The 21,635-nt window shown below is 61.9% G+C and carries 19 protein-coding genes and 2 pseudogenes; 7 read left to right on the top strand and 14 right to left on the bottom strand.

Annotated features, from left to right (window positions below):
• Positions 1 to 204 precede the first annotated feature (204 nt).
• From ACPQ6D_RS22340 to ACPQ6D_RS22295, 10 genes and pseudogenes are all read right to left on the bottom strand, one after another.
• Complete coding sequence (locus ACPQ6D_RS22340) at positions 205 to 1,251, bottom strand: s-methyl-5-thioribose-1-phosphate isomerase (protein WP_423226567.1); 1,047 nt, start codon at positions 1,249 to 1,251, stop codon at positions 205 to 207.
• Between the two features lie 17 nt (positions 1,252 to 1,268).
• Positions 1,269 to 2,150 carry a menaquinone biosynthetic enzyme MqnA/MqnD family protein gene (locus ACPQ6D_RS22335; protein WP_423226566.1) on the bottom strand — a complete coding sequence of 294 codons (882 nt, stop codon included), beginning with the start codon at positions 2,148 to 2,150 and terminating at the stop codon, positions 1,269 to 1,271.
• A 34-nt stretch (positions 2,151 to 2,184) separates the two neighbouring features.
• Positions 2,185 to 2,573: pseudogene (locus ACPQ6D_RS22330) on the bottom strand (type II toxin-antitoxin system VapC family toxin).
• On the bottom strand, positions 2,570 to 2,815 hold the full coding sequence (locus tag ACPQ6D_RS22325) for a DUF2281 domain-containing protein (protein WP_423226565.1): 246 nt from the start codon (positions 2,813 to 2,815) through the stop codon (positions 2,570 to 2,572). Before ACPQ6D_RS22325 ends, ACPQ6D_RS22330 begins: the two are co-directional and overlap by 4 nt.
• An 82-nt stretch (positions 2,816 to 2,897) precedes the next feature.
• Positions 2,898 to 3,179, bottom strand: coding sequence for a DUF2283 domain-containing protein (locus ACPQ6D_RS22320; protein WP_423226564.1), 282 nt, complete (start codon positions 3,177 to 3,179; stop codon positions 2,898 to 2,900).
• A gap of 20 nt (positions 3,180 to 3,199) precedes the next feature.
• A complete protein-coding gene (gene mqnE / locus ACPQ6D_RS22315; RefSeq protein WP_423226563.1) occupies positions 3,200 to 4,432 on the bottom strand; it encodes an aminofutalosine synthase MqnE in 1,233 nt (410 codons plus the stop codon).
• Positions 4,433 to 4,470: 38 nt separating this feature from the next.
• Positions 4,471 to 5,001 (bottom strand): hypothetical protein, encoded by a 531-nt coding sequence (locus ACPQ6D_RS22310; RefSeq protein WP_423226562.1) that lies wholly within the window; start codon positions 4,999 to 5,001, stop codon positions 4,471 to 4,473.
• Positions 5,002 to 5,020: 19 nt separating this feature from the next.
• The gene (locus ACPQ6D_RS22305) at positions 5,021 to 5,875 is read right to left on the bottom strand and encodes a UbiA-like polyprenyltransferase (protein ID WP_423226561.1); all 855 of its coding nucleotides are present in this window, start codon (positions 5,873 to 5,875) and stop codon (positions 5,021 to 5,023) included.
• Positions 5,876 to 5,916: 41 nt separating this feature from the next.
• Positions 5,917 to 7,131 (bottom strand): CofH family radical SAM protein, encoded by a 1,215-nt coding sequence (locus ACPQ6D_RS22300; RefSeq protein ID WP_423226560.1) that lies wholly within the window; start codon positions 7,129 to 7,131, stop codon positions 5,917 to 5,919.
• A gap of 373 nt (positions 7,132 to 7,504) precedes the next feature.
• Positions 7,505 to 9,088 carry a menaquinone biosynthesis decarboxylase gene (locus ACPQ6D_RS22295; protein ID WP_423226559.1) on the bottom strand — a complete coding sequence of 528 codons (1,584 nt, stop codon included), beginning with the start codon at positions 9,086 to 9,088 and terminating at the stop codon, positions 7,505 to 7,507.
• 212 nt (positions 9,089 to 9,300) lie between these two features.
• On the opposite strand from ACPQ6D_RS22295, the gene ACPQ6D_RS22290 reads away from it, so the two are divergent.
• Both ACPQ6D_RS22290 and ACPQ6D_RS22285 read left to right on the top strand, forming a co-directional pair.
• The gene (locus ACPQ6D_RS22290) at positions 9,301 to 9,726 is read left to right on the top strand and encodes a PIN domain-containing protein (RefSeq protein ID WP_423226558.1); all 426 of its coding nucleotides are present in this window, start codon (positions 9,301 to 9,303) and stop codon (positions 9,724 to 9,726) included.
• 27 nt (positions 9,727 to 9,753) lie between these two features.
• On the top strand, positions 9,754 to 10,110 hold the full coding sequence (locus ACPQ6D_RS22285; RefSeq protein ID WP_423226557.1) for a toxin-antitoxin system HicB family antitoxin: 357 nt from the start codon (positions 9,754 to 9,756) through the stop codon (positions 10,108 to 10,110).
• A gap of 45 nt (positions 10,111 to 10,155) precedes the next feature.
• Here ACPQ6D_RS22285 and ACPQ6D_RS22280 read toward each other — a convergent pair whose 3' ends face one another.
• Positions 10,156 to 10,827, bottom strand: coding sequence for a metal-dependent transcriptional regulator (locus ACPQ6D_RS22280; RefSeq protein WP_423226556.1), 672 nt, complete (start codon positions 10,825 to 10,827; stop codon positions 10,156 to 10,158).
• Positions 10,828 to 11,130: 303 nt separating this feature from the next.
• Here ACPQ6D_RS22280 and ACPQ6D_RS22275 point away from each other — a divergent pair, with 303 nt between their 5' ends.
• Positions 11,131 to 11,928: an SCO1664 family protein gene (locus tag ACPQ6D_RS22275; protein ID WP_423226555.1), complete on the top strand. Its 798-nt coding sequence runs from the start codon at positions 11,131 to 11,133 to the stop codon at positions 11,926 to 11,928.
• Between the two features lie 41 nt (positions 11,929 to 11,969).
• Here ACPQ6D_RS22275 and ACPQ6D_RS22270 read toward each other — a convergent pair whose 3' ends face one another.
• Together ACPQ6D_RS22270 and ACPQ6D_RS22265 are read right to left on the bottom strand one after the other, a co-directional pair.
• On the bottom strand, positions 11,970 to 13,784 hold the full coding sequence (locus ACPQ6D_RS22270) for an ABC transporter ATP-binding protein (protein ID WP_423226554.1): 1,815 nt from the start codon (positions 13,782 to 13,784) through the stop codon (positions 11,970 to 11,972).
• The gene (locus ACPQ6D_RS22265; RefSeq protein ID WP_423226553.1) at positions 13,781 to 15,592 is read right to left on the bottom strand and encodes an ABC transporter ATP-binding protein; all 1,812 of its coding nucleotides are present in this window, start codon (positions 15,590 to 15,592) and stop codon (positions 13,781 to 13,783) included. Before ACPQ6D_RS22265 ends, ACPQ6D_RS22270 begins: the two co-directional genes overlap by 4 nt.
• A gap of 322 nt (positions 15,593 to 15,914) precedes the next feature.
• On the opposite strand from ACPQ6D_RS22265, the gene ACPQ6D_RS22260 reads away from it, so the two are divergent.
• From ACPQ6D_RS22260 to lpdA, 4 genes are all read left to right on the top strand, one after another.
• Positions 15,915 to 16,931 carry a thiamine pyrophosphate-dependent dehydrogenase E1 component subunit alpha gene (locus ACPQ6D_RS22260; protein ID WP_423226552.1) on the top strand — a complete coding sequence of 339 codons (1,017 nt, stop codon included), beginning with the start codon at positions 15,915 to 15,917 and terminating at the stop codon, positions 16,929 to 16,931.
• 8 nt (positions 16,932 to 16,939) lie between these two features.
• Entirely contained in the window at positions 16,940 to 17,923 is a 984-nt protein-coding gene (locus tag ACPQ6D_RS22255; protein WP_423226551.1) for an alpha-ketoacid dehydrogenase subunit beta, read from the top strand.
• Positions 17,924 to 17,944: 21 nt separating this feature from the next.
• Positions 17,945 to 19,282, top strand: coding sequence for a dihydrolipoamide acetyltransferase family protein (locus tag ACPQ6D_RS22250; RefSeq protein WP_423226550.1), 1,338 nt, complete (start codon positions 17,945 to 17,947; stop codon positions 19,280 to 19,282).
• A 143-nt stretch (positions 19,283 to 19,425) separates the two neighbouring features.
• Positions 19,426 to 20,841: a dihydrolipoyl dehydrogenase gene (lpdA, locus tag ACPQ6D_RS22245; RefSeq protein ID WP_423226549.1), complete on the top strand. Its 1,416-nt coding sequence runs from the start codon at positions 19,426 to 19,428 to the stop codon at positions 20,839 to 20,841.
• 164 nt (positions 20,842 to 21,005) lie between these two features.
• Here lpdA and ACPQ6D_RS22240 read toward each other — a convergent pair.
• Positions 21,006 to 21,635 (bottom strand): annotated as a pseudogene (locus ACPQ6D_RS22240) (AAA+ family ATPase); the annotation flags it as partial.

The raw sequence follows: 21,635 nt of genomic DNA, 5'->3' as shown, positions 1-21,635 counted from the left end.
TGCATTTCCCGTAACGGTCGAGCCGCCGCATAACCCGGCGCCAGCGCTTTTCTGGCGCCACTTGAACTGAGCCGTCCGGAAAACGTGCACTATGGAATTTGAGAGCCGACTCGCGCGCCTACCGTACGCACAACGAAGCGGTAAACACGCCTGGCACGATTTTACACCACGGCGAGAGAACTATCAAGCCCTTTTTTCACTCCCTCACCCCTCCCAATACCGCGCGACCAATGTCGGCGGAAAAATCCCGCGATCGGTGACGATGCCGGCAATCAGGTGCGGCGGGGTGATGTCGAACGCTGGATAAGCGCCGTCAATGCCCTCCACGGCGGTGCGCACCGTTCCCTCACGTCCCCGCGCGTAGAAAACCTCAGTCGGGTTGCGCTGCTCGATTTCGATGGCGTCCGCGGTTGGCGTCTTTAGGTCAGGGCCGTCGTAACCCAGGACGTAGAACGGAATCCCGTAATAGGACGCGGCGATGGCGTTGTGCAGGGTGCCAACCTTGTTGGTAATGTGCCCGTCCAGGGTGATACGGTCGGCCGCGCAGATGAACTTGTCAATCAAGCCCTGGCTCATCAGGTGCGCCGGCATGCCGTCGGTGATCAGCTTGACCGGGATGCCCATCTCTACGGCGCACTGGGCGGTCAGGCGGGCGCCTTGCAGGTACGGCCGCGTCTCGGTCGGAATCAACGTCACCTGCTTGCCCTGCTGCCTGGCAATCCACAGCATCCAGCACAGCGCGGCGCCGGCCAGGCAGTGGGTCAAGATGCGATCGCCGTCGCGCAGGAGCGTGGCCGCGTGCGCGCCGCAAGCCTGGCTGACCTGATTGCCGCGTTCAATTTCGCTATTCACATAATCCAGGATGGCGGCTTGTGGGCTTTCGCCTGCGGCCACCGCCGCCTCTGCGCGCTGCAGCGCCTGCGGCACGATGGCGTGCAGATCATCGGCCGTCGGCCGCGTCGCGAGCAGGCGTTGGCTGGCCTGGCGCAAATCGTCCAGGCCAGGCCCGGCCACCGCCAGACCGAGACCCGCGGCGTAGGCCAGCGGTGGGCCGCCCTGCACCACCATCTGCTCGATGGCCTGCGCCGTCTCTTCCACCGTGCGACAGGCGACATACGTCGTGCGGAATGGATAGGCGCGGCGGTCGAGCAACACCACAGCCTGCTGTTCGCGATCAAAACGCAGGGTGTTGAAGCGGTCGGCCAACAGGGCCGGGCACGGGGGAATGGCGAGCGTTCCTTGTGTATTCATAGGCGCTTGCGTCAACACTATCCGGCCGGCGCCAGCGCGGCGGCGAAGAGAGGTTCCAGCGTCTGACGTTCATCCTGCCACGCCAGCAGCGCGTCGGGCGCCATCTCAGGCACGGTCAGGTGCAGGAAGCGCTCCAGGCCCGCCAGGTCCCAGCCGGTCAGATCGTAACGCAGATCGCGCAGGTACTTGGTGAGCAGGCCGGGCGGCAGGTTCAACCGCGGCGCGTAGCCTTGCGCGATGGCCTCCAGGTGCTGCAAGCCGTCCGCCTTGGCTGCGTGCAGCGCAGGCACGATGCCGCTGGCCGCTAGGTCAGCCAGGCGATCACGGCGCACCGACCAGAGGGCAAAAACGAACGGCAGTCCCGTCCACTTCAGCCACTCATCGCCCAGGTCGAAGACGTGCGGCACACCGCGCCGCGCTACGCCGCGATGCAGCGAGCCTTCGATCAACGCCTCATCGCCAATGAGAAGCGCGCCGGAGGCACGGGTGAGCATCTCTTCCAGGTTTTGCGGCGTCACCCGCCAGCGCGGGGCAATGCCATAGCGTTCCCGGCACAAGGTTTTGAGCAGCTCCACGCTCGTGGCCGAATGATCGGTCAAGGCCACCGTGCAGCCGTCCAGTTCGGCCGGGTCGGGCATCCAGCTAAAGAGCAGCACCGTCTTGACCGCGCCGAGCGTGGCGATGCCCAGGTCGGGGATAACGGCCAAGCGGTCGGCATGGCGCGCGGTTTCGATGGCCGAGATGGGCGCGAGGTCAATCTCGCCGTCAATCAGCATCCGGTTGAGCGCCGTCGGCACGCCGTAGACGAAGCGCACATCGCGTCCCGCCAGGCGTTCCTGCAAACGGTAGTAAACCGGCTGCACATTCAAATAGTCAATGACGCCAATGGTTAAGGTCATATTGTCTTCTCCGCACCTCTTTGTACGGTCACTCTTAGGCCTTCAAGCAGATAACCGGGTACGAGTGCAGGATTTCATCTCCTGTTACAAGGGTCAGCCTATGCTGCAAGGCTTGACAGACCAACATACGATCGAATGGATCGCGATGGAGGGCCGGTAATCGAGCAAGCTGCGCAACACTGGTTTCATCCAAATCGAGCTTTTCGATCTGGTGGCGCACACGTTGACGCGGTAAGTAAACTTCTGGCGGTTCAGGTAACCAAAGCTTACCCAATTGATGCTTTACGATGGTTTCCCACAAAGAGATGATGCTCAAAAAACCTCGTTTGCCGGGTTCTCGATAGCCTCTCTTGCCGGGTTGGCCAATCGCACATCGGCGCTGATGAACCACAGAAAGACGTGCGTATCCAAAAGGAGTCTCATTCGTTTTCGAACTCCACAAGAATCTCATCCGACAGTGGATCGTTAAAGTCTGCAGGAACCGTGAACTCGCCAGCACACAGTCCGTACGGGCGTCTTATGACAATCGGCATGTTAACCCCAGTAGACGGCGTGGTTTTGCTCACCGGCGATTCGAAGACCCTGATGATCTGGTATAGCATGTCCAGATAATCATCACGAACCTTCTCAATCTCGTTTTTCAGCAATTCTCGTGTTACCGTCATACTGCCTCCGTCTGCGAGTAACTTCTTCACTTTCTTGTTAGACTTGTCGCTGTTTAGGATCAAGCGCCTTCGGAATCGCCAATCATGTCACGGATGATCGCGTCGAAGCGTCGAGAATCGTAATGCCAACGAGCTGTCGTCCACGATAACGAAGAAGCATGCCATCATCGGTCATGACGGTGTTAGTCGCCTTCTGGGGTCGTTGCAGGCTGATATAAAGCACATCGGCTTCTTCGTCATAATCTACTGAGAAACGATGCATTGGAAAATCAATGAGCAGAGGAATAGCTCTGACCACGATGTGCAACCAGCGCTCTGTCGTGAGACGAATTGGAACACCTTCTACCGAGTAGGCTATGTCCATCTAATCCCTTCAAAATATCTTCAAAGCGCGGCCTCATCAACCAGGGGGATGCGCTGAGCCTGCGCGCCGTTCGTGCGCCTGGCCTGTTTGGCCGCGACGCGCGCCTGCTTGCGTCGGGCAACCAATTCGGCTTCGAGCTGCTCGATGGGTTGATCGTAGACCTTCACCACATTGTACAGCGTATCGCGTTCCGCGGGGACGCGGCCGGCAGCGACGATCAGGCGCATCAACTCCAGCTTGTCCAACTGCTCCTCGGTCGTGGCGCCGGCTTCGTGGTAAATCTTCTCCTCCACCACCGTGCCGTCAATGTCATCCGCGCCAAAGTGCAGCGCCAGCTGCGCAATCGGCGGCGTCAGCATGATCCAATAGGCCTTGATGTGCGGGAAATTGTCGAGCAGAATGCGGCTGACGGCTAGGGTCTTCAACGTGTCGTGCGCGGTCGTCCAGTTGGCGCGCTGGCCCAGCGCGTTGTTATCAGCATGGAAACGCAGCGGGATGAAGGTCTGGAAGCCGCCGGTGTCGTCCTGCAGCTCGCGCAGGCGCAGGAGATGGTCCACGCGGTGCTCCGGCCCTTCGATATGGCCGTAAAGCATGGTCGCGTTGGTGCGCAGGCCCAGCTGATGCGCGGTGCGGTGAATCGCCAGCCAGGTGTCGCCGTCCGCCTTCTCTGGGCAAATCTTGCGTCGAATCTCCGGATGGAAGATTTCCGCGCCCCCGCCCGGCATCGAGTCCAGTCCCGCGGCCATCAGGCGGCGCAAGACTTGCTCATGGCTCATGCCGGTCATTTGGGCAAAGAAATCAATCTCGACCGCCGTAAAGGCCTTGAGGTGAATCCAGGGGTAAGCCTGCTTGAGCGCGGCCAGGAAATCTTCGTAGTATTCGAACGGCTCGCTGGTGTGCAGCCCACCCACGATATGGAACTCGCTCACGTTGGGCAGGGCGTCGGCGCGCACATGTTCCACGATCTCATCCGCGTGCCAGGTGTAAGCGCCCGCTTCGCCCTCATCACGGCGAAACGAGCAGAAATTGCAGTGAAATGCGCAGACATTGGTCGGATTGATGTGGCGGTTCTGGTTGAAAAAAACGTAGCGCCCGCCGTTCAGGCGCGTATTGACCAGGTCGGCCATCTGGCCGATGGTCAGCAAGTCGTGCGAGTTGAACAGACGCACACCATCCTCGAAGCTCAGGCGCTGGCCGGCTTCCACTTTGGCGACCAAATCGGCTAACCCGGTTGTTCGTTCAGCAACGATCATCTCATGACTCCATTTTGTTTGTATTTCATTCTTTTTGTTTACATTTGTCCAGGGTGCGCCAGGGAAACCTGCTGGTACAGCTCGTTATGGGCTTCATCGAGCATCTCTTTGATCGAAAAAAAGACGGCCTCGGTCACGCCCAGCTCATTCTTCTCCAAGATCACCTGCAGAGCCTCAACCACGCGCAGCACCTTGCCTTCGATTTGTTCAACGCTGGTGCCGTAAAAAGTCGGCGGCACCAGGAAGACCCCCAGCGCCAGCAGCGGCCACGCCACGGAATACCCGGTTATGACCCCGCGACTCACGCCGGGCAGAACCAACACAGCCAGCAGGAAGCTGGCGATCAAAAAGACAGTCATGACCAGACCGCGCGTGATGGGCCGCGCCGGGCGCACCTGCTTCAGCCGCCCCTGCAGCAGGTCATACGCCTGCACACGCGCCAGGAACTGGTTGCACTCCAGGCACAGCGGCCGCTCCACGCCCTGTTGATCATGCAGCGCCAGCCGCCGCGCGTAGTCCCGGCACTCCTGGCTCAGTTTGTAGAACTCGTTGCGGGTCAACGCGGCCATGTGTCCCTCCACGCTTGATCTAACGCACGAGTAACGCCGCCAGCGTGCCCACAAAGGCAATCACGCTGATGTAGCCGTTGACCGTAAAAAAGGCCAGATTGACCTTGCTCAAGTCGTCCGGGCTCACCAAGCTGTGTTCGTAGGCCAGCAGTCCGCACACCAGCGCCAGGCTGATCCAGTAGGGCCAGCCCAGCGGCGCCAGCAGGCCAACGACGAGCAGCGCCAGCACGGTGAAGACGTGACACAGCTGCGCCAGGCGCAGCGCCGCGGCCACCCCGAAGCGCGCTGGGATGGAATAAAGCCCTTCGCGGCGGTCAAACTCCACATCCTGGCAGGCATAGATCAGATCGAAGCCGCCGATCCACACCGTCACCGCAAACCAGAGCAGCCACGGCAGCGGGCCGGACAAATTGCCGGCCACGGCCGCCCACGCGCCGGCCGCCGCGGCGCCGTCGGTCAGCCCCAGGATGAAATGGCTCAGCCAGGTGAAGCGCTTGGTGAAGCTGTAGCCGATCAGCGCCAGCACGGCCAAGGGCAGCAGTCGCACCACGAAGGTGTTGAGCATCCACGCGGCCAGGATCAAAACGGCCAGCGAAAGCGCGGCAAAGAGCCAGGTCTGCTGCAGCGAAAACTCACCGCGTGGAATGGGGCGGTTGGCCGTGCGCGGGTTGCGGCCGTCGAGCGCCGCATCCACGGCGCGGTTGACGGCCATGGCCAACGTGCGCGCCGCGGCCATGGCCAGCGTGATCCAGATGAACTGCCACCACGTCGGCCAGCCGCGCGCCGCCAACACCATGCCCAAATAGGCGAAAGGCAAGGCGAAGATGGTGTGCTCGAATTTGATCATTTCGAGGAACGTTTTGACTCGCTTCACGGCGCAGCACTCCTGTTGATTCGCTTCACGGCGCAAGGCTCCTAGGCCAATACGGCCAGCGGAACGAAATTCGGTGGGGGCTGCGCGCCGAGCCGCGAGGGAATCGGCGTGGGCGCCAGCTCAGCCTCGCTGTAAACCCGATCGAACGTGCGCACCAGGCGATAGCGGCTGTCGCGCTGCGCGGGGGTGAAGCCGGCCTGGCGAATCTGTGCATGCAGGTCATAGACGGTCATACGCGGGTTTTCTTCGGTGTAGGCATTGGCCGCGCTGACCACGTTTTCTTCCAGCATGGTGCTGCCAAAGTCATTGGCGCCGGCGTAGAGCGCGCGCCGCGCCGTCTCCAACCCTTGCGTCGGCCAACTGGCCTGGAAGTTCTGAAAATTGTCCAGGTAGATGCGCGCAACGGCATTGGTGTGCAGATATTCGTCATAGTTCGCACCGTATTTGGCCCGGTGACGGCTGCGCCCCAGACTGTTGGTCGTGCTGAGCTGCGCCGTCCACATGATGAACGCGGTGAAACCGTTGCCGTGGCTGGCCAGGCTCTCGTCCTGCAGATTGCGCAGGTTGGTCAGCGAGTTGATGCGATGCTGCAGCGTCTCGCCGAAGCCGATCACCATGGTGGCTGACGTGGTCATGCCCAGGCGCTGTGCGATACGCATCGCTTCCAGCCATTCCGCGGTCTTGGTCTTCTTGGGCGTGATGCGTTTGCGCACTTCATCGTCCAGAATCTCGCCGCCTCCGCCCGGCAGACCGTCCAGCCCGGCCGCCTGCAGCCGCCGCAGCACCTGCGCCATTGTCATCCCTTCGATCTTGGCAATCGCCTCGATCTCCGATGGGCTGAAGCAGTCGAGCTCAATTTCGGGATACGTGGTTTTCAACCAGCGCAGCATCTCCTCGTACCACTCGATGCGCAGGTCGGGATTGTGGCCGCCCTGCATGAGGATGCGGGTGCCGCCCCAGGCGATCAGCTCTTCGACCTTCTCTCCGATTTCCGCCTGGGTGCGCACGTAGACTTCGGGGTGCCCCGGCACGCGGTAGAAGGAGCAGAACTGGCAATCGGTCGTGCACGCGTTGGTGTAGTTGATGTTGCGATCCACCAGGTACGTCACCTGACCGGGCGTAGTGCGCGCCAGGCGCAGTTGATGCGCCACAGCCATCGTCGCGTCGGGGTCGCCATCCCGGTACAGGATCAGCCCTTCGTCTGGCGTCAGGCGCTCGCCTTGCGCCGCTTTCGCTAAAATATCGTTTGCGTTCATGTCATCCATTCGCTGTTCGATCTAACTGCTCGGGCGGCGCGCCGCCCCAGAGCGATTGAAATCGCGCCTGATGGGCGTGCCGCCGGGCGTCCACCGTCGTGGACGCAATCCCGGCCGGCGCAGGCCGGCCTTGTGGCGGAACGCCCCTGCGGCCCGAATTCATTCGGCGGCCCGACGCCTGATCAACGGCGTTTGCTCTCATTCCTGCCGCGCCGCCCGACTGCCGTGGAGCGATTGAAATCGCGCCTGATGGGCGTTCCGCCGGGCGTCCACCTTCGTGGACGCAATCTCGGTCGGCGCAGGCCGACCTTGCGGCGGAACGCCCCTTCGGCCCGAATTCATTCGGCGGCTGTTGTCGGCGCCGGACGCCTGATCAGTTACGTTTGCTCTCATTCCTGCCGCGTTGCCCAAAGCGCCGCACGACTGCCGTGGAACGGCTCAACAGGCTGCGGCCGCTCGGTTCAGGCGCATCCACTGTCCCTGGCTCAGCCGCAAAGCCATACTCACGCCAGCGCGCGCTCACCTGCTGCTTGATCGCCTCGCTCATCGTGATCAGCTCGGGCCAATCACGCGTGTACCCTTCGCTGGCCCATTTGCGCGTGGCGTCCATCCCAATCTTGCCGCCGAGCGCAAAGCGGTAACTGGCGTGATCGAGCGCGTCCACCGGCCCATCCTGCACGATGATGTCGCGGCTCCAGTCCACATTGTTCAGCGCGTGGAACATCGCCTCGCTGACATTTTGCACATCCACGTCCTCATCCACGATCACGATGGCCTTGGTGAGCATCATCAGGCCCAGGCCCCACAGCCCATTGATGACCTTGCGCGCATGGCCGGGGAAGCGCTTCTTGATGCTGACCAGGATCAGGTTGTGGAACACCCCTTCGGCCGGCATGTTGACATCCACGATCTCGCTCAGGAACAGGCGCATCAGCGGCAGGAAGAGGCGCTCGGTGGCCTTGCCCATCCAATAATCTTCCATCGGCGGCAGGCCAACCAGGGTCGCGGGATAGATTGGCTCACGGCGCATGGTGATCGCGGTGACGTGCAGCACCGGGTAGTTGTCCACCGGCGTGTAGTAGCCGGTATGATCGCCAAACGGCCCTTCCGGCCGCTTTTCCATCGGATCCACGTAGCCTTCGATGACGATCTCGGCCTCGGCCGGCACTTCCAGCGGCTGCGTCACACAGCGCACCAGTTCCACCGGCTTGCCGCGCAGCCAGCCGGCGAGCAGAAACTCATCAATATCGGGGGGCAGCGGCGCGGAGCCGCTCCACATCACCGCAGGATCGCCGCCCAGGCTGATCGCGACCGGAATGCGATCAATGCCGGCCTGCTGCGCCTTGCGCTCGTGCTCGGCGCCGCCCTTGTGCAACTGCCAGTGCATGCCCAGCGTGTGGCTGTCGTGCACCTGGCAGCGGTACATGCCCACGTTGCGAATGCCCTTGACCGGATCGCGGCTGATGACGGTGGTCATAGTGATGAAGCGCCCGCCATCCTGCGGCCAGCACTGCATGATGGGCAGCCGGTTGAGGTCGGCGTCGCTGCCCAACAGCACCACTTCCTGCACCGGCGCCTTCTTGACGATGGCCGGCCCCAGGCCAATGCTTTTCAGCGCATCCCAGTAATCGCCCGCGCGATTCATCATCTGGCCCAGACCTTTGGGCAGCTCCGGCTTGATCAGCACGCCCAGGTTGGCGGTCAACTGATCGAGGTCCTCCACGCCGAGCGCCAGCGCCATGCGCCGCGCCGACCCCAGCGCGTTGGTCAGCACCGGGATATTTGATCCCTTCACATGCTCAAACAGCAGCGCTCTGTTGTGCGCGGCCGGCCCTTTGCACACCCGATCGGTAATCTCCGAAATCTCCAGCTCCGCGCTGACCGGCGTCTGGATGCGCTGCAATTCGCCTATCTCTTCCAGTTTGGCTATGAACTCGCGTAAATCTCTAAATGCCATCGGTTCCCCAATTTTCCTTCTACACCCACTCATCGTCTCAGCCAGTAATTGTACTGCACAGGCTAAGGTTCGTCAAAGGGCTTTTGACTCTGGTTAGACGGAAAAAGGGCCGCGCGCGTCAACGATTATCATCAAATACAAAGCAACTTGAGTTTCTTCTACAGCACCCGCGTGGTTTTGAATGACACCGTATACGGTGCTATAATAGTGTCATGCCAGCTCAAACTTCTCTCCGTGTCGTCATTGATACAAACGTGGTGTTCGAAGGCCTTACAAAATCAGGCGGCGCGGCCGGGTTCGTCATTGACTGTTGGCGGGCTGGCCTATTCCGAGTATTTGTTGCTAACGCATTGGCTTATGAATACACCGACGTTTTGTCTCGCAAGCTTTCTCCCACGCGTTGGCGGCTTGTCAAACCGATTCTGGGAACCTTGCTGGCGCAAGCAGAATTTGTGGTCGTCTACTACACCTGGCGACCGATGTCACCGGACCCGGGCGACCAACATGTCATTGACTGCGCCATGAATGCTGGCGCCATCGTCATTACAGAGAATACCAAGGATTTTAGAACCGCCAGCGACGCGTTAGGTTTACAGGTGATAACCCCCGTGCAATTGCTGCGCATGGTGGCAAAATAGGCATTGGTTGGCAAAAGGAGTGGGGCTATGAGTCGTTTGACATTGCGTTTACCTGAAACATTACATCGGCAGCTAGAAACGTTGGCGCAAACTGAAGAAACGTCGCTGAATCAGTACATTGTCTACGCCCTCACGCGTCAGGTGACGTTGGCCTATACCATACAACCATTATCGGATAGGGCGGTAGCTGAACAAAAGGCGAGCTTCACCGCTTTGCTGCAGGACTTAGGACAGGCATCGTTTGATGAGATCGAGCAGGTGATGGCCGCGCGTGAGGAGGCTGAACCGGAAGATGGCCTAACGCCTGAGGTCGTCCAAGCTCTAACAAGCCGTATCGTAGGGCAACGTCATGAAGCAGGACACAAGCTCAACCAAAACGCTTGATGATCGCAGCTTGCTGCTCGAGCCTGCCTAAGCCGCCGTCGTTGGTCAGGCTGAACGGCTGACAAAGACTTCGGCCGCCAGTTCGCGGCCCAAGCTGACCTCGCTGCTGCCAATGCGGAGCTGCAGCGGGCCGTTGAACGGCGCCACGTCAATCACGTGCACGGTGGCATGGGGAACCAGGCCGACCGCAGCCAGGTAGCGAAGGTGGGCGGGATCGAGGTCGCTCACCCATTCGATCTTGGCTACGTCTCCCGGCTGGGCCGCGGCCAAGGCGGCCTGCGAACGCTCCAACACGGTCAGATCGCGGCTGGGGATGGGGTGCCCGTGCGGATCCATCGTTGGCTGCCCGAGCGCCGCCGCCATGCGTTCTTCCAGGTCTTCGGAAATCACATGCTCCAGGCGGTCGGCTTCGGCATGCACCTGGTCCCAGGGCATGCCAAGCGCCTCAGCCAGATAAAGCTCCAGCAGGCGATGATGGCGCACGACCTCCAGGGCGATCTTTTCGCCGGCCGGCAGCAGCTTCACGCCGTGATAAGGCGCATGGCGCACCAGGTTCATTTCCGCCAGGCGCTTGACCATGTTGGTGACGGAGGCAGCGGCCACACCCAGCCGCCGCGCCAGCGCCGAGGTGGTGACGCGGCCTTCATCCTGCTGCACCAGGTAGATCGTCTTTAGATAATCCTCGATCGCGTGGCTGCCCACCGTTTCGCTGCGCATGCTCCCCCCTTTAGGTTTAGACGCAGCTAAAGTCTAGACAATCGTGGTTGTTTTGTCAAATCGGTTGTCCATGCGCTCGCCCCACAACCGTGGATGAAGACAGGCAATTCGTGCGATCCGTGTTTATCCGCGGCCTATTTTCAAGTCGGTTATCCATGCCCAGTGGACGCAACCGAAGATCAGTGGTATGACTGGAAGTTGGCTCACTTAGTCGCGTGGGCCTGACGTGCTATAGACAAGCAATATTCAGCCTACACGCTGCTCCGCACGTGCGTCCGCGGCGGGCAGGTGTTGAGGTAGAAAATGGCCGCCATCTCGCTTCCAGCGAACAACAATTCATTCACATCATCCGCGCCAGGCAGCGCCGCGCGCCAGGGCATGGACTTACCAGGTATGCTGGATCTGCTGGCGTACGGCGCGATCAGCGCGCGTCAGGATATTCCCTGGGGATCCAACTACACCTTCTTGGTGCAAATTGAAAAGGCGCCCTTCCGCACCCTGGCGATCTACAAACCGCAGCGCGGCGAGGCTCCACTGTGGGATTTCCGCGCCGGCACCCTGTGCTACCGCGAATACGTGGCGTACCTGCTCAGCGCCGCGCTTGACTGGTGGTTAGTGCCGCCCACGGTGCTGCGTGATGGGCCCTTTGGCCTCGGTATGGCGCAGCTCTACGTGGACGCCGACCCCAACGAATCCTACTTCGACCTGCGCGATGACCAGTTTGGCGACCAGTTGATGCGTATTGCCGCCTTCGATGTCTTGACCAACAACGCCGACCGCAAGGGCGGTCACGTGCTGCGCGACCGGGGCACCAATCGCCTATGGGCCATTGACCATGGCCTGACGTTTCACACGGAGTATAAACTGCGCACCGTGATTTGGGATTTTGCCGGTCAGCCCTTGCCGGCCGCCATCGTGTCAGACTGCGGCCATTTGCTGAGCCAATTGCGGAAGGGCGAGCCTCTCAGTGCAGAGTTGGGCAAGTTGATGAGTCCCGGTGAGCTGAATGCCCTGCGCCGCCGCACCGAGGCTCTCCTCGCCAACCCCGTCTTTCCCTCACAACACCCTTCCTACCGCAACATTCCCTGGCCCCCGGTTTGACGCGTCTGCCGGTGTTGCGGGGTCGGGGTCACGCCGGCGCGCTACGCCACAAACTGTTGGGCGATCATCTCCCGGTACAACCCGCCCTGCGCCAGCAGCGCCGCGTGCTGCCCTTGTTCGACGATGCGGCCTTCGTGCACCACGCAGATGAGATCGGCTTGCTGGATCGTGCTCAGGCGATGGGCAATCACCAGGGCAGTGCGGCCCGCCAGCAGCCGATCAATCGCGTCTTGGATGAAGGCCTCTGTCACCGTGTCCACACTGGCCGTGGCTTCGTCCAGGATTAGAATGCGTGGATCGGCCAGGGCTGCACGCGCGATGCAAATCAGCTGGCGTTGGCCCAGCGACAGGTTGGAGCTCCCCTCGGAAACCTTGGTTTGATAACCATCCGGCAGGCTCATGATGAAATCATGAATCCGCGCCAGGCCCGCCGCAGCCTGAATCGCTTCCAACGGCGCCTCAGGTCGGCCAAAGGCAATGTTTTCGGCCAGCGTGCCGGGAAACAGGAACGGATCCTGCGGCACCAGGCCCATCTGGCTGCGCAGGGAACGCTGACGCACGTCGCGCACATTCAGGCCATCAATCCGCACGGCGCCAGCGGTCACGTCGTAAAAGCGGGCCACCAGATTAGTAATCGAGGACTTGCCAGCCCCGGTCGGCCCGACGAACGCCACCGTCTGCCCCGCTTCGATGCGCAGACTGATATCGTGCAGCACCTCAACATCCTCACGATAGGCAAAGTGAACGTGGTCGAATTCCACAAAGCCGCGGATGGCAGGCATCTCCAGGGCGTCTGGCCGATCGGCCACCTGCGGGGCGGTGTCCAGAATCTCCAGCACACGTTCGCCGCCCGCCATGGCAGCCTGCATCGTGGTGTAAAGCTGGCTCAACTCCTGGATCGGCTCAAAGAAACGGGTCACGTAGGCCAGAAAGGCCACGACCACGCCGAGGGTCAGGCTGCCGCTGATAACGAAAGCGCCGCCGAAAAACAGCACAACACACGTCGCCAGCATGCCCAACAGCTCCACAGTCGGCAAGAAGACAAATGAAAGCGACATAGCCGCCACGTGCGCATCCCGGTTGACGCGGTTGACCTGGTCAAACTGTTCCTGGGTCGCGCCTTCCTGCGCGAACGCCTGGATCACCCGCATGCCAGACAGATTCTCGGCCAGGTCGCCGACCACGGCCGCAATGCCGCTGCGCGTCTGGCGAAAGGCAACCTGGGCGCGCCGGGTGAAGAGCAGCGTTGCGAGCAGCATGATGGGCAGCACGCTGAAGGCCAACAGGGCCAGGCGGGGGCTAAGCGACACCATGATGGCCACGATGCCGACTAGGAGGACGCTGTCGCCTAAGAGAGTCACCAGACCCTGCGAGAGCAGATCGTTGATGACGCCCACGTCATTCATGACGCGTGAAATAGTGACGCCCACAATGTGCGTATCATGATAACCGAGCGGCAGGGCCTGCAAATGGCTAAACAGCGCGCGGCGCAGGTTGGTGAGAACGCGCAAGCCTGCCCAGGAAAGCAACCACCGCTGCCCGGCTGACGCCAGATAGGCTCCGACAAACGTCCCCGCGATCAGAAGCGCGGTGCGCCCCAGGCCGGCCCGATCGCCCTGGGCCATGTTCACATCAATCGCTGTCTTGACCAGGTAGGGTGCGGCCAGGCTCAAGAGGGAAGATGCCAGCATCAACAGCAGCGCGGCCGCCATCTGCGCCCAAAATGGGCGCAAAAAGGCGAGCAGCCGCCGGGCCACGCGGCGGTCGAAGGCGCGTCCTTCCGCGCGCTCGCCGAAGCGTTCGAGCGCCATGCCAGGCCCCATCCGCGGGCCAGGCGCGCCAATGGAAAAGCTCATGGAATCACCGCCGCCCCGGTTTCAAGACCGGTCGCCCTTTCCTGTGGTCTGAACTGGCGTTGGTAAATCGCCACATACAGCTCGGACGTGCGCAGCAGCTCGTCATGTGTGCCGCGCGCCGTGATGCGTCCGCCGTCCAGCACCAGGATTTGATCTGCCATGCGAATGGTGCTCAGGCGCTGGGCAATGACAAACGAGGTGCGACCGGTCATAAGGCGCGCCAACGCAACCTGGATCAGCCGTTCGGTGTCCGAGTCCACACTGGCCGTGGCGTCATCGAAGATGAGGATGTGCGGGTCTTTGAGCAGCGCGCGGGCAATGGCAACGCGCTGCTTCTGGCCGCCGGATAGGGTGGCGCCGCGCTCGCCGACGATGGTATCGTAGCCCTGCGGCATTTCCATGATGAAGTCATGGGCCTGGGCGGCCCGGGCGGCGGCGATGATCTCCTGCTCACTGGCGTCTGGCCGGCCAAAGGCGATGTTCGCTCGCATCGTGGCGGCAAAGAGGGTCGTCTCCTGCAGCACGATGCCGATCTGATCGCGCAAGGAATTGAGCTGCACGGCGCGGATGTCGTGGCCGTCCACGGTGATGCGTCCGCGCGTGGGGTCGTAGAAACGGGGGATCAGGTTGATGATGGACGATTTGCCCGAGCCGGTGGGGCCAAGCAGAGCAACGACTTGTCCGGGCCGCGCCTCGAATGAGACATCGTTAAGCACCTGGTGGCGCCCGAAGTAGCTGAAGGAGACGTTCTCGAAGCGCACATGACCACGGATAGGCGGGAGAACCGCCGCGCCCGGCGCGTCGGTCACCTCTGAGCGGACGTCAAGAATCTCGAAGATGCGTTCACCGCCGGCGGCCGCGGTCACCAGAGCCGGCAAGATCATGCCAAGGCGGCGCACCGGCTGGATCAACAGACCCATGTAGGTGGAAAAAGCCACCAGTTCCCCAAGCGTCAGTCGCCCACCAATGACCAGTGATCCGCCGTACCAGATGATGAACACGGTGCCCAGGTTGGCGACCAGATCGAGAAAGGGCATGTTCAGCGCCTGCATACGAGCAGCCTGGGCCGAGAGGTCAAACCAACGGTCGTTTTCGACGTCGAAACGGGCCATTTCGGCCGGCTCCTGCGCGAAGGCTTTCACCACACGCGCGCCGCGCAGGTTCTGTTCCAGGTAGGTCGTCAGCACAGCCAACTGCTGCTGAACGGCCAGGGAAACAGGTCGAAAGGTGCGGCCAAAGCGCATGGCCCAGTAGGCGAGGAGCGGCATCGTCCACAGGGCCAGGAACGTGAGGTAGGGGTTCATCAGGGCCTGGAAAACGAGCGCGCCGAGCAGCAAGATCAGCCCTTCGGCCAGCCGCAGGAACGCGCGCCCGGTCACGAAGCGAATACGATCCACATCCTGAATGGCGCGCGAGAGGAGCTGCCCTACCCGGGCGCGGTCGTGATAGGAGAAAGAAAGAGCCGTCAGCTTCTGATAAAGCGCGTTGCGCAGATCGTAGGCCACACCCTGCGAGGCGATCTCGGTCCAGCGGCCGGTCAGAAAGGCGAGGATACTCTTGATCACCGTCAGGCCCAGGATGGCAAAGACAGCGGAGCGTAGGAGATCGAGCTCAGCGCCGCGCACCCCGCGGTCAATCGCAACACGGATGATCTGAGGCGTCGCCAGCGTCAGCGCCGTGGTGACAAGCAAGACCAGGTAGGCCGCGCCCGTTAGTTTCGCATAAGGCCGAAGATAGCCCAGGCAGCGCATCAAAATACGCGCGGCGCCAGGAGACAGGTCCGGCGCAGGAGACGAATTCGTGGTCACACACGGCATTATAGCACGCCGGGAAACGTTGGACAAGAGGCGCGCAAAGACTTCCGAAGTCTGGGAGACTTCGGAAGTCTTTCGCCGCAGACGCGGCAAAACTATTGGCGTTGGCTGGTGTTTCTCATGGTGGTTTGCGCAAGGGGCAATGGGGATTACAATCGCAAACGGTGATGTGTGGTATACTCTCTGGCTGGCTGCGCTGGGATGCACAGGCGCCGTGAGGAAATTCAACCGGCGCGTCACCGGAGACGTGCACGCTGCCCAGGGCTGCGGCAGCATCAACGACGATTTTCACCGAACGAGGGAGGGAGGTACCGCAATGTCGGCGTTACGGCCAAACCAGTTTGTCACCCACGACTATGCTGGTGATTTGAGCAACGACCAACTGCTCGCGATGCTGGAGAACATGATGCTCTCACGCAAACTCGATGAGCGCATGTGGGTGTTGAATCGCCAGGGCAAAGTCCCTTTTCACATCTCCGCCATGGGGCATGAAGCGTGCCAGGTCGGCATGGCCTTCGCCATGCGTCCAGGTTATGATTGGCTGCATCCCTACTATCGGGACATCGCGTTCAATCTGGCGTTGGGCGCCACTCCCACCGACCTCATGCTGCCGCTCTTTGGCAAAGCCGAAGACCCCAGCAGCGGCGGTCGTCAAATGCCGGCGCACTTCGGCAACAGCAAGCTGCGCATCGTCAGCGGCTCCAGCCCCGTGACCACGCAAGTTCCCCAAGCCGCGGGCATTGCGCTGGCGGCAAAATTGCGCCAGCTCGACGAAGTGGTGGTGACGACCTTTGGCGAAGGCAGCACCAGCCAGGGTGATTTCCACGAGGGTCTGAATTGGGCCGGCATCCACAAGCTGGCCGTAATTTTCTTGTGCCAGAACAATCAATACGCTATTTCGGTGCCGATGTCAAAGCAGATGGCGGTGGAGAATGTGGCCGACCGCGGCGCTGCCTACGGTATGCCCGGCGTGATTTACGATGGCAATGACGTGTTGGAGGCGTACAATGTCTCGGCCGAAGCCGTGGCCCGTGCGCGCCGCGGCGATGGGCCAAGTCTGCTCGAAGCCAAGACCTACCGCCCCGTGCCCCATTCGTCGGACGATGACGACCGCAGTTATCGCAGCCGTGAAGAGGTGGAGGAGTGGAAGCACAAGGACCCCATCCAGCGCTTTGAAAAGATCTTGCTGGCCCGCGGCGTGCTGACCACCGCCATGCGTGATGAGATCGCCGCGCGTGTAGGCGCCCAGGTAGATGCGGCCACCGAATACGCCATGGCCGCGGCCTACCCCAAACCAGAAGATGCGCTCTTTCCCGTCTTTGGCAAAATGTGAGGTGACCCATGGCAATTAAAACCAACATTGAAGCCCTCCGCGATACCATGGCGGAAGAGATGCGTCGTGACCCAACTATCATCATCACCGGCGAAGACGTTGGCCCACGCGGCGGCGTTTTTCGCGCCACCCAGGGCCTGTTCGATGAGTTCGGCCCTGATCGGGTGATAGACAGCCCGCTCTCCGAGCTGTCCATCATTGCGGTCGGTATTGGCATGGCGCTGAATGGCTTGCGGCCTATCTGCGAAATTCAATTTGCCGATTTCATTTTTCCGGCTTTCAATCAGATTGTGAGCGAGGCTGCGCGCTTCCGTTATCGCTCCAATGGTCAATTTGCCGTGCCGATGTTGATACGCGCGCCGTATGGCGGCGGCATCAGCGGCGGGCTTTATCATTCGCAGTCCATCGAGGCTTTTTTCTGCCACGTGCCCGGTCTCTACGTCGTCGCGCCAAGCACACCCTATGACATGAAGGGCCTGCTGCGCGCGGCCCTGCGCGCGCCCGACCCGGTGCTCTTTCTGGAACACAAGAAGGCCTATCGCCTGATCAAAGGCGAGGTGCCGGAGAGCGATTACGTGGTGCCGATTGGCAAAGCAGATGTCAAGCGCCCCGGCCGCGACTTGACCGTGATCGGCTATGGGCTGATGCTGCACGAGGCGCTGCGCGCCGCCGACATGGTCGCGCCCGAAGGCATTGATGTCGAGGTCGTTGACCTGCGCACCCTCGCCCCACTCGACAAAGAGACGATTCTCGCCTCGGTGAAGAAAACGAGCAAGGTGATGATTGTGCACGAGGACAACAAAACCGGCGGCCTGGCCGGCGAGATTGCCGCCATCATCGCCGAAGAAGCCTTCGACTACCTGGATGGCCCGATCGCGCGCGTGTGCGCGCCGGATGTGCCCGGCGTGCCGTTCAGCCATCCGATGCAGGACTTCTTTATGCCCAATGCGGACAAAATTGCCGCGGCCATTCGCCAGTTGGCAGCCTACTGAGCGGGGCAGGGAGAAACAAAGATGGCAACTAAAATACTAATGCCGCAGTTGGGTGAGAGCGTCGTGGAAGGCACCGTCAGCCGCTGGCGCGTGCAGGTGGGCGACACGGTCAAACAGTACGATGTGCTGCTGGAAGTCTCGACCGACAAGGTTGACACCGAGATTCCCTCGCCCGTGGCCGGCACGGTGCTGAGCATCGTCGCGGCCAACGGCGAGACCGTCAAGGCCGGTGCGCTGATTGCTCTCATTGGCGCGCCCGGCGAGGATATCGCCGCGCCAGGCGCGCCTACTCGTCAACCGCCAGCGCAAGCCGCCGCGGCCGCGCCTCCAGCGGCGGCCGACGAATCGCGCCGCCTGTCGCCGGTCGTCGCCAAGATGGCCGCCGAGCATGGCATTGACATGGCGCAGGTTCCTGGCACCGGATTGGGCGGCCGCGTGACGAAGAAGGATGTGCTGGCCTATCTTGAGCAGCGTGAGATGGCCGAGCCGGCGCCTGCCCCGCCCATGCTCATGCCCTGGGAAACGCCCGGCAGCGGCGATCTGTTCAAGCCGGCCGAGCCCTGGTCCGCACCCGCCGCCAGCACGGCTGCCAGCGAACCGCCGGCGCCCAGGCCGCCCAGCGCGGCCGCGCCTGTTGTCACGCGTGCGCCTACGGCAGCGGCCGGAGCGGGCGCGGCCGATGAAGAGATCATGCCGCTGAGTGCGATGCGGCGCAGCATTGCCAAACACATGGTCGCCAGCAAGTTCACGGCGCCGCACGTCACCACCGTGTTCGAGGCCGATCTTAGCCAGATCGTTGCGCACCGGGACGCGGCCAAGGCGGAGTATGAGCGGCTGGGCGTCAAGCTGACCTTCACGCCGTACTTCGTGCAGGCCGTGGTCGCGGCGCTCAAGGCGCATCCACAGGTCAACGCCTCTTTCAGCGACGACGCGTTGATCTTGAAGAAGCGCGTGCATATCGGGGTGGCGGTAGATATTGGCGATGGGCTGCTGGTGCCGGTGGTCAAGGACGCGGACGATTTGACCCTCAAGGGCCTCGCGCGCACGATCGCTGATCTGGCGGAGCGGGCGCGCACGCGCAAGCTGACGCCTGACGAGCTGACCGGCAGCACCTTCACGATTACGAATCACGGCGTTTCTGGCAGCCTGTTCGCGACGCCCATCATCAACCAGCCCAACGTGGGCATCCTGGGCGTGGGCGCGATTCAGAGGCGGGTGGTGGTCGTCGGCGATGCCATCGCCATCCGGCCCATGTGCTATCTTTCGTTCACTTTCGACCACCGCGCCCTGGATGGCGCCCTGGCCGATCACTTTGCCGCCGCGGTCGTCAAACACCTGGAGACGTGGCGGCGAGAATGAAACGCTGAATGAGGAAAGCTGAACAAGGAATGCTGAACGAGGAGCGCTGAACGAGGAACGCTGAACGAGGAATAGCCCTGGGCTGACGATTCAGCATTCAGCATTCATAATTCCACATTCAGAATTATTACACGGAGTGAGTCATGTCTGATATTACGTATGATGTCGTGGTGCTCGGCGGCGGGCCGGGCGGGTATGTGGCGGCGATTCGGGCCGCGCAGTTGGGGCAGAAAACGGCCCTGGTGGAGGCCGAGGCCCTGGGCGGCGTCTGTCTGAATTGGGGGTGCATTCCGTCCAAAGCCTTGTTGAAGAACGCGGAAGTGGTCAACACGCTGCAGCGCGGCAAGGAATTTGGCTTTGCCTTCGAGAACCTGACCCTCGATTTCACCGTGGCCTATCAGCGCAGCCGCCAGGTGTCCGATCGCCTGGTCAAGGGCATTGGCAGCCTGATGCGTAAGAACAAAATTGATGTCTTCGAAGGCCGCGGCGTGCTGCGCTCGGTGGGCGAAATTGACGTCACCCTGAACAAGGGCGGCAGCCAGATTGTCAAGGCCGCGCACATCATCCTGGCGACTGGCGCGCGTGCGCGCGGCCTGCCAGGCCTGGAGCTGGACGGCGAGCGCATCATGGGCTACCGCCAGGCCATCGTGCAGCAGCAGGCGCCCAAGAAGGCCCTGATTGTCGGCGCTGGCCCCATTGGCATGGAATTCGCCTATGTCTGGCGCTCCTACGGCGCGGAGGTGACGGTGATCGAGATGCTGCCGCAGGTCCTGCCGCTGGAAGATGACGAGGTCAGCGCCGAAGTGGCGAAGGCGTTCAAGAAGATGGGCGTCAACGTCCTGACCTCCACGCGCACCGAGGGCGCGGCGCGCACGGCTGACGGCGTGCAAGTGAAGGTCAAGCATGTAGACAGCGGCGCGGAATCGAGCCTCGATGCTGACCTGGTGCTGGTGGCGACCGGTGTGCGCCCGAACAGCGAAGGGATCGGCCTGGAAACGGTGGGGGTCAAGACCAACCGCGGCGGTTTCGTCGAGGTGGATGAGTATCTGCGCACCAATGTGCCAGGCATCTATGCCATCGGCGACCTGACCGGCAAACTGGCCCTCGCGCACGTCGGTTCGGCGCAGGGCATTGTGGCGGCCGAGCACATCGCCGGGCATGAGACCATGCCGCTGACCGACGAAAAGTACATTGACATGCCGCGCTGCACCTACTGCAATCCGCAGGTAGCCAGCCTGGGCCTGACCGAGAAGCAGGCGCGCGCCAAAGGCCTGGAGATCAAGGTCGGCAAGTTCCCCTTCATCGCCAATGGTAAGGCGCTGGGCCTGGGCGAGCGTGAGGGCTTCATCAAGATCATTGCGGACGCCAAGTACGGTGAAATCCTGGGCGCGCACCTGGTGGGGCCTGAAGTCACCGAACTGCTGCCGGAGCTGGTGCTGGCCAAGACCTGGGAACTGACCCCGGACGAGATCGCGCGCAGCGTGCACGCACATCCGACGCTCTCCGAAGTGCTGATGGAAGCCGCGCACGGCGTCTTCGGCGCCGCGATTCATATGTAGTCGCGGGCAGGACAACGCACCAAAAAACCCGACTTCTCCGAGAGGTCGGGTTTTTTATTGACAGGATTCACAGGATTGACAGGATAGCTGGCTCTCTGCGCCGATTGGGTTGCGCACGGCAGGGCAATAATCCTGTCCAGGCCTCCGCGTCACAGGGACAAACGCTACTCCGTCTCGAAGCCCTGATCGCTGAACTTGAGCGTACGACTGTTCTCGGTGACGTTCCGCACTACGTGGTCGGGGAAACCGCCAGGGACTTCGGCCTCGATCTCGATCGTCACCTTGACGTTGGCGCCCACCAGGCCCACCAGATGGGCGATCACCTCGTCGCCAATACGGCCGGCGTCGCGGCCCACGCGTGCAGCATCGAGTACAACGGTACCATGGAAGCGCTTGGGCTTGGGTGGAGGTATGGGTGGCGTCGGCCCTGGCGGCGTCGGCCCCGGTGGCGTTGGCTCTGGTCCCGGCGGCGTTGGCCCCGGGCCGATGATTGGGGGTATCAGCGCCGTATCGGCCTCCTGCTGGCGCCGGGCGACTTCCGACCGCACGAGGAGTCCTACCGGATTTTCAGCCGCTACTATGACAGGCTGTCCGCAGCGCAGGCCGCGGTAGCGCCCTGCCGCCTCATCGTAGCTCTCGGCATAGGCGAAGGACTCGTAATGCCACAGCAGCAGCCCCAGGCCGCTCCGAATCGCCTCGGCCAGGACTGCCGGCGACTGCAAGCGCGGCAAATAGAGATAGCTGGCAAAATCCTCGACCAGTTGTTTGATCGCGACGTGGTTGCCGCGCCACAG

Source organism: Candidatus Amarolinea aalborgensis, from assembly GCF_900491745.1.
GTDB lineage: Bacteria > Chloroflexota > Anaerolineae > SSC4 > Amarolineaceae > Amarolinea > Amarolinea aalborgensis.
The sequence above is the reverse complement of the archived record's forward strand: the minus strand, read 5'-3'. Positions and strand labels throughout refer to the sequence as shown.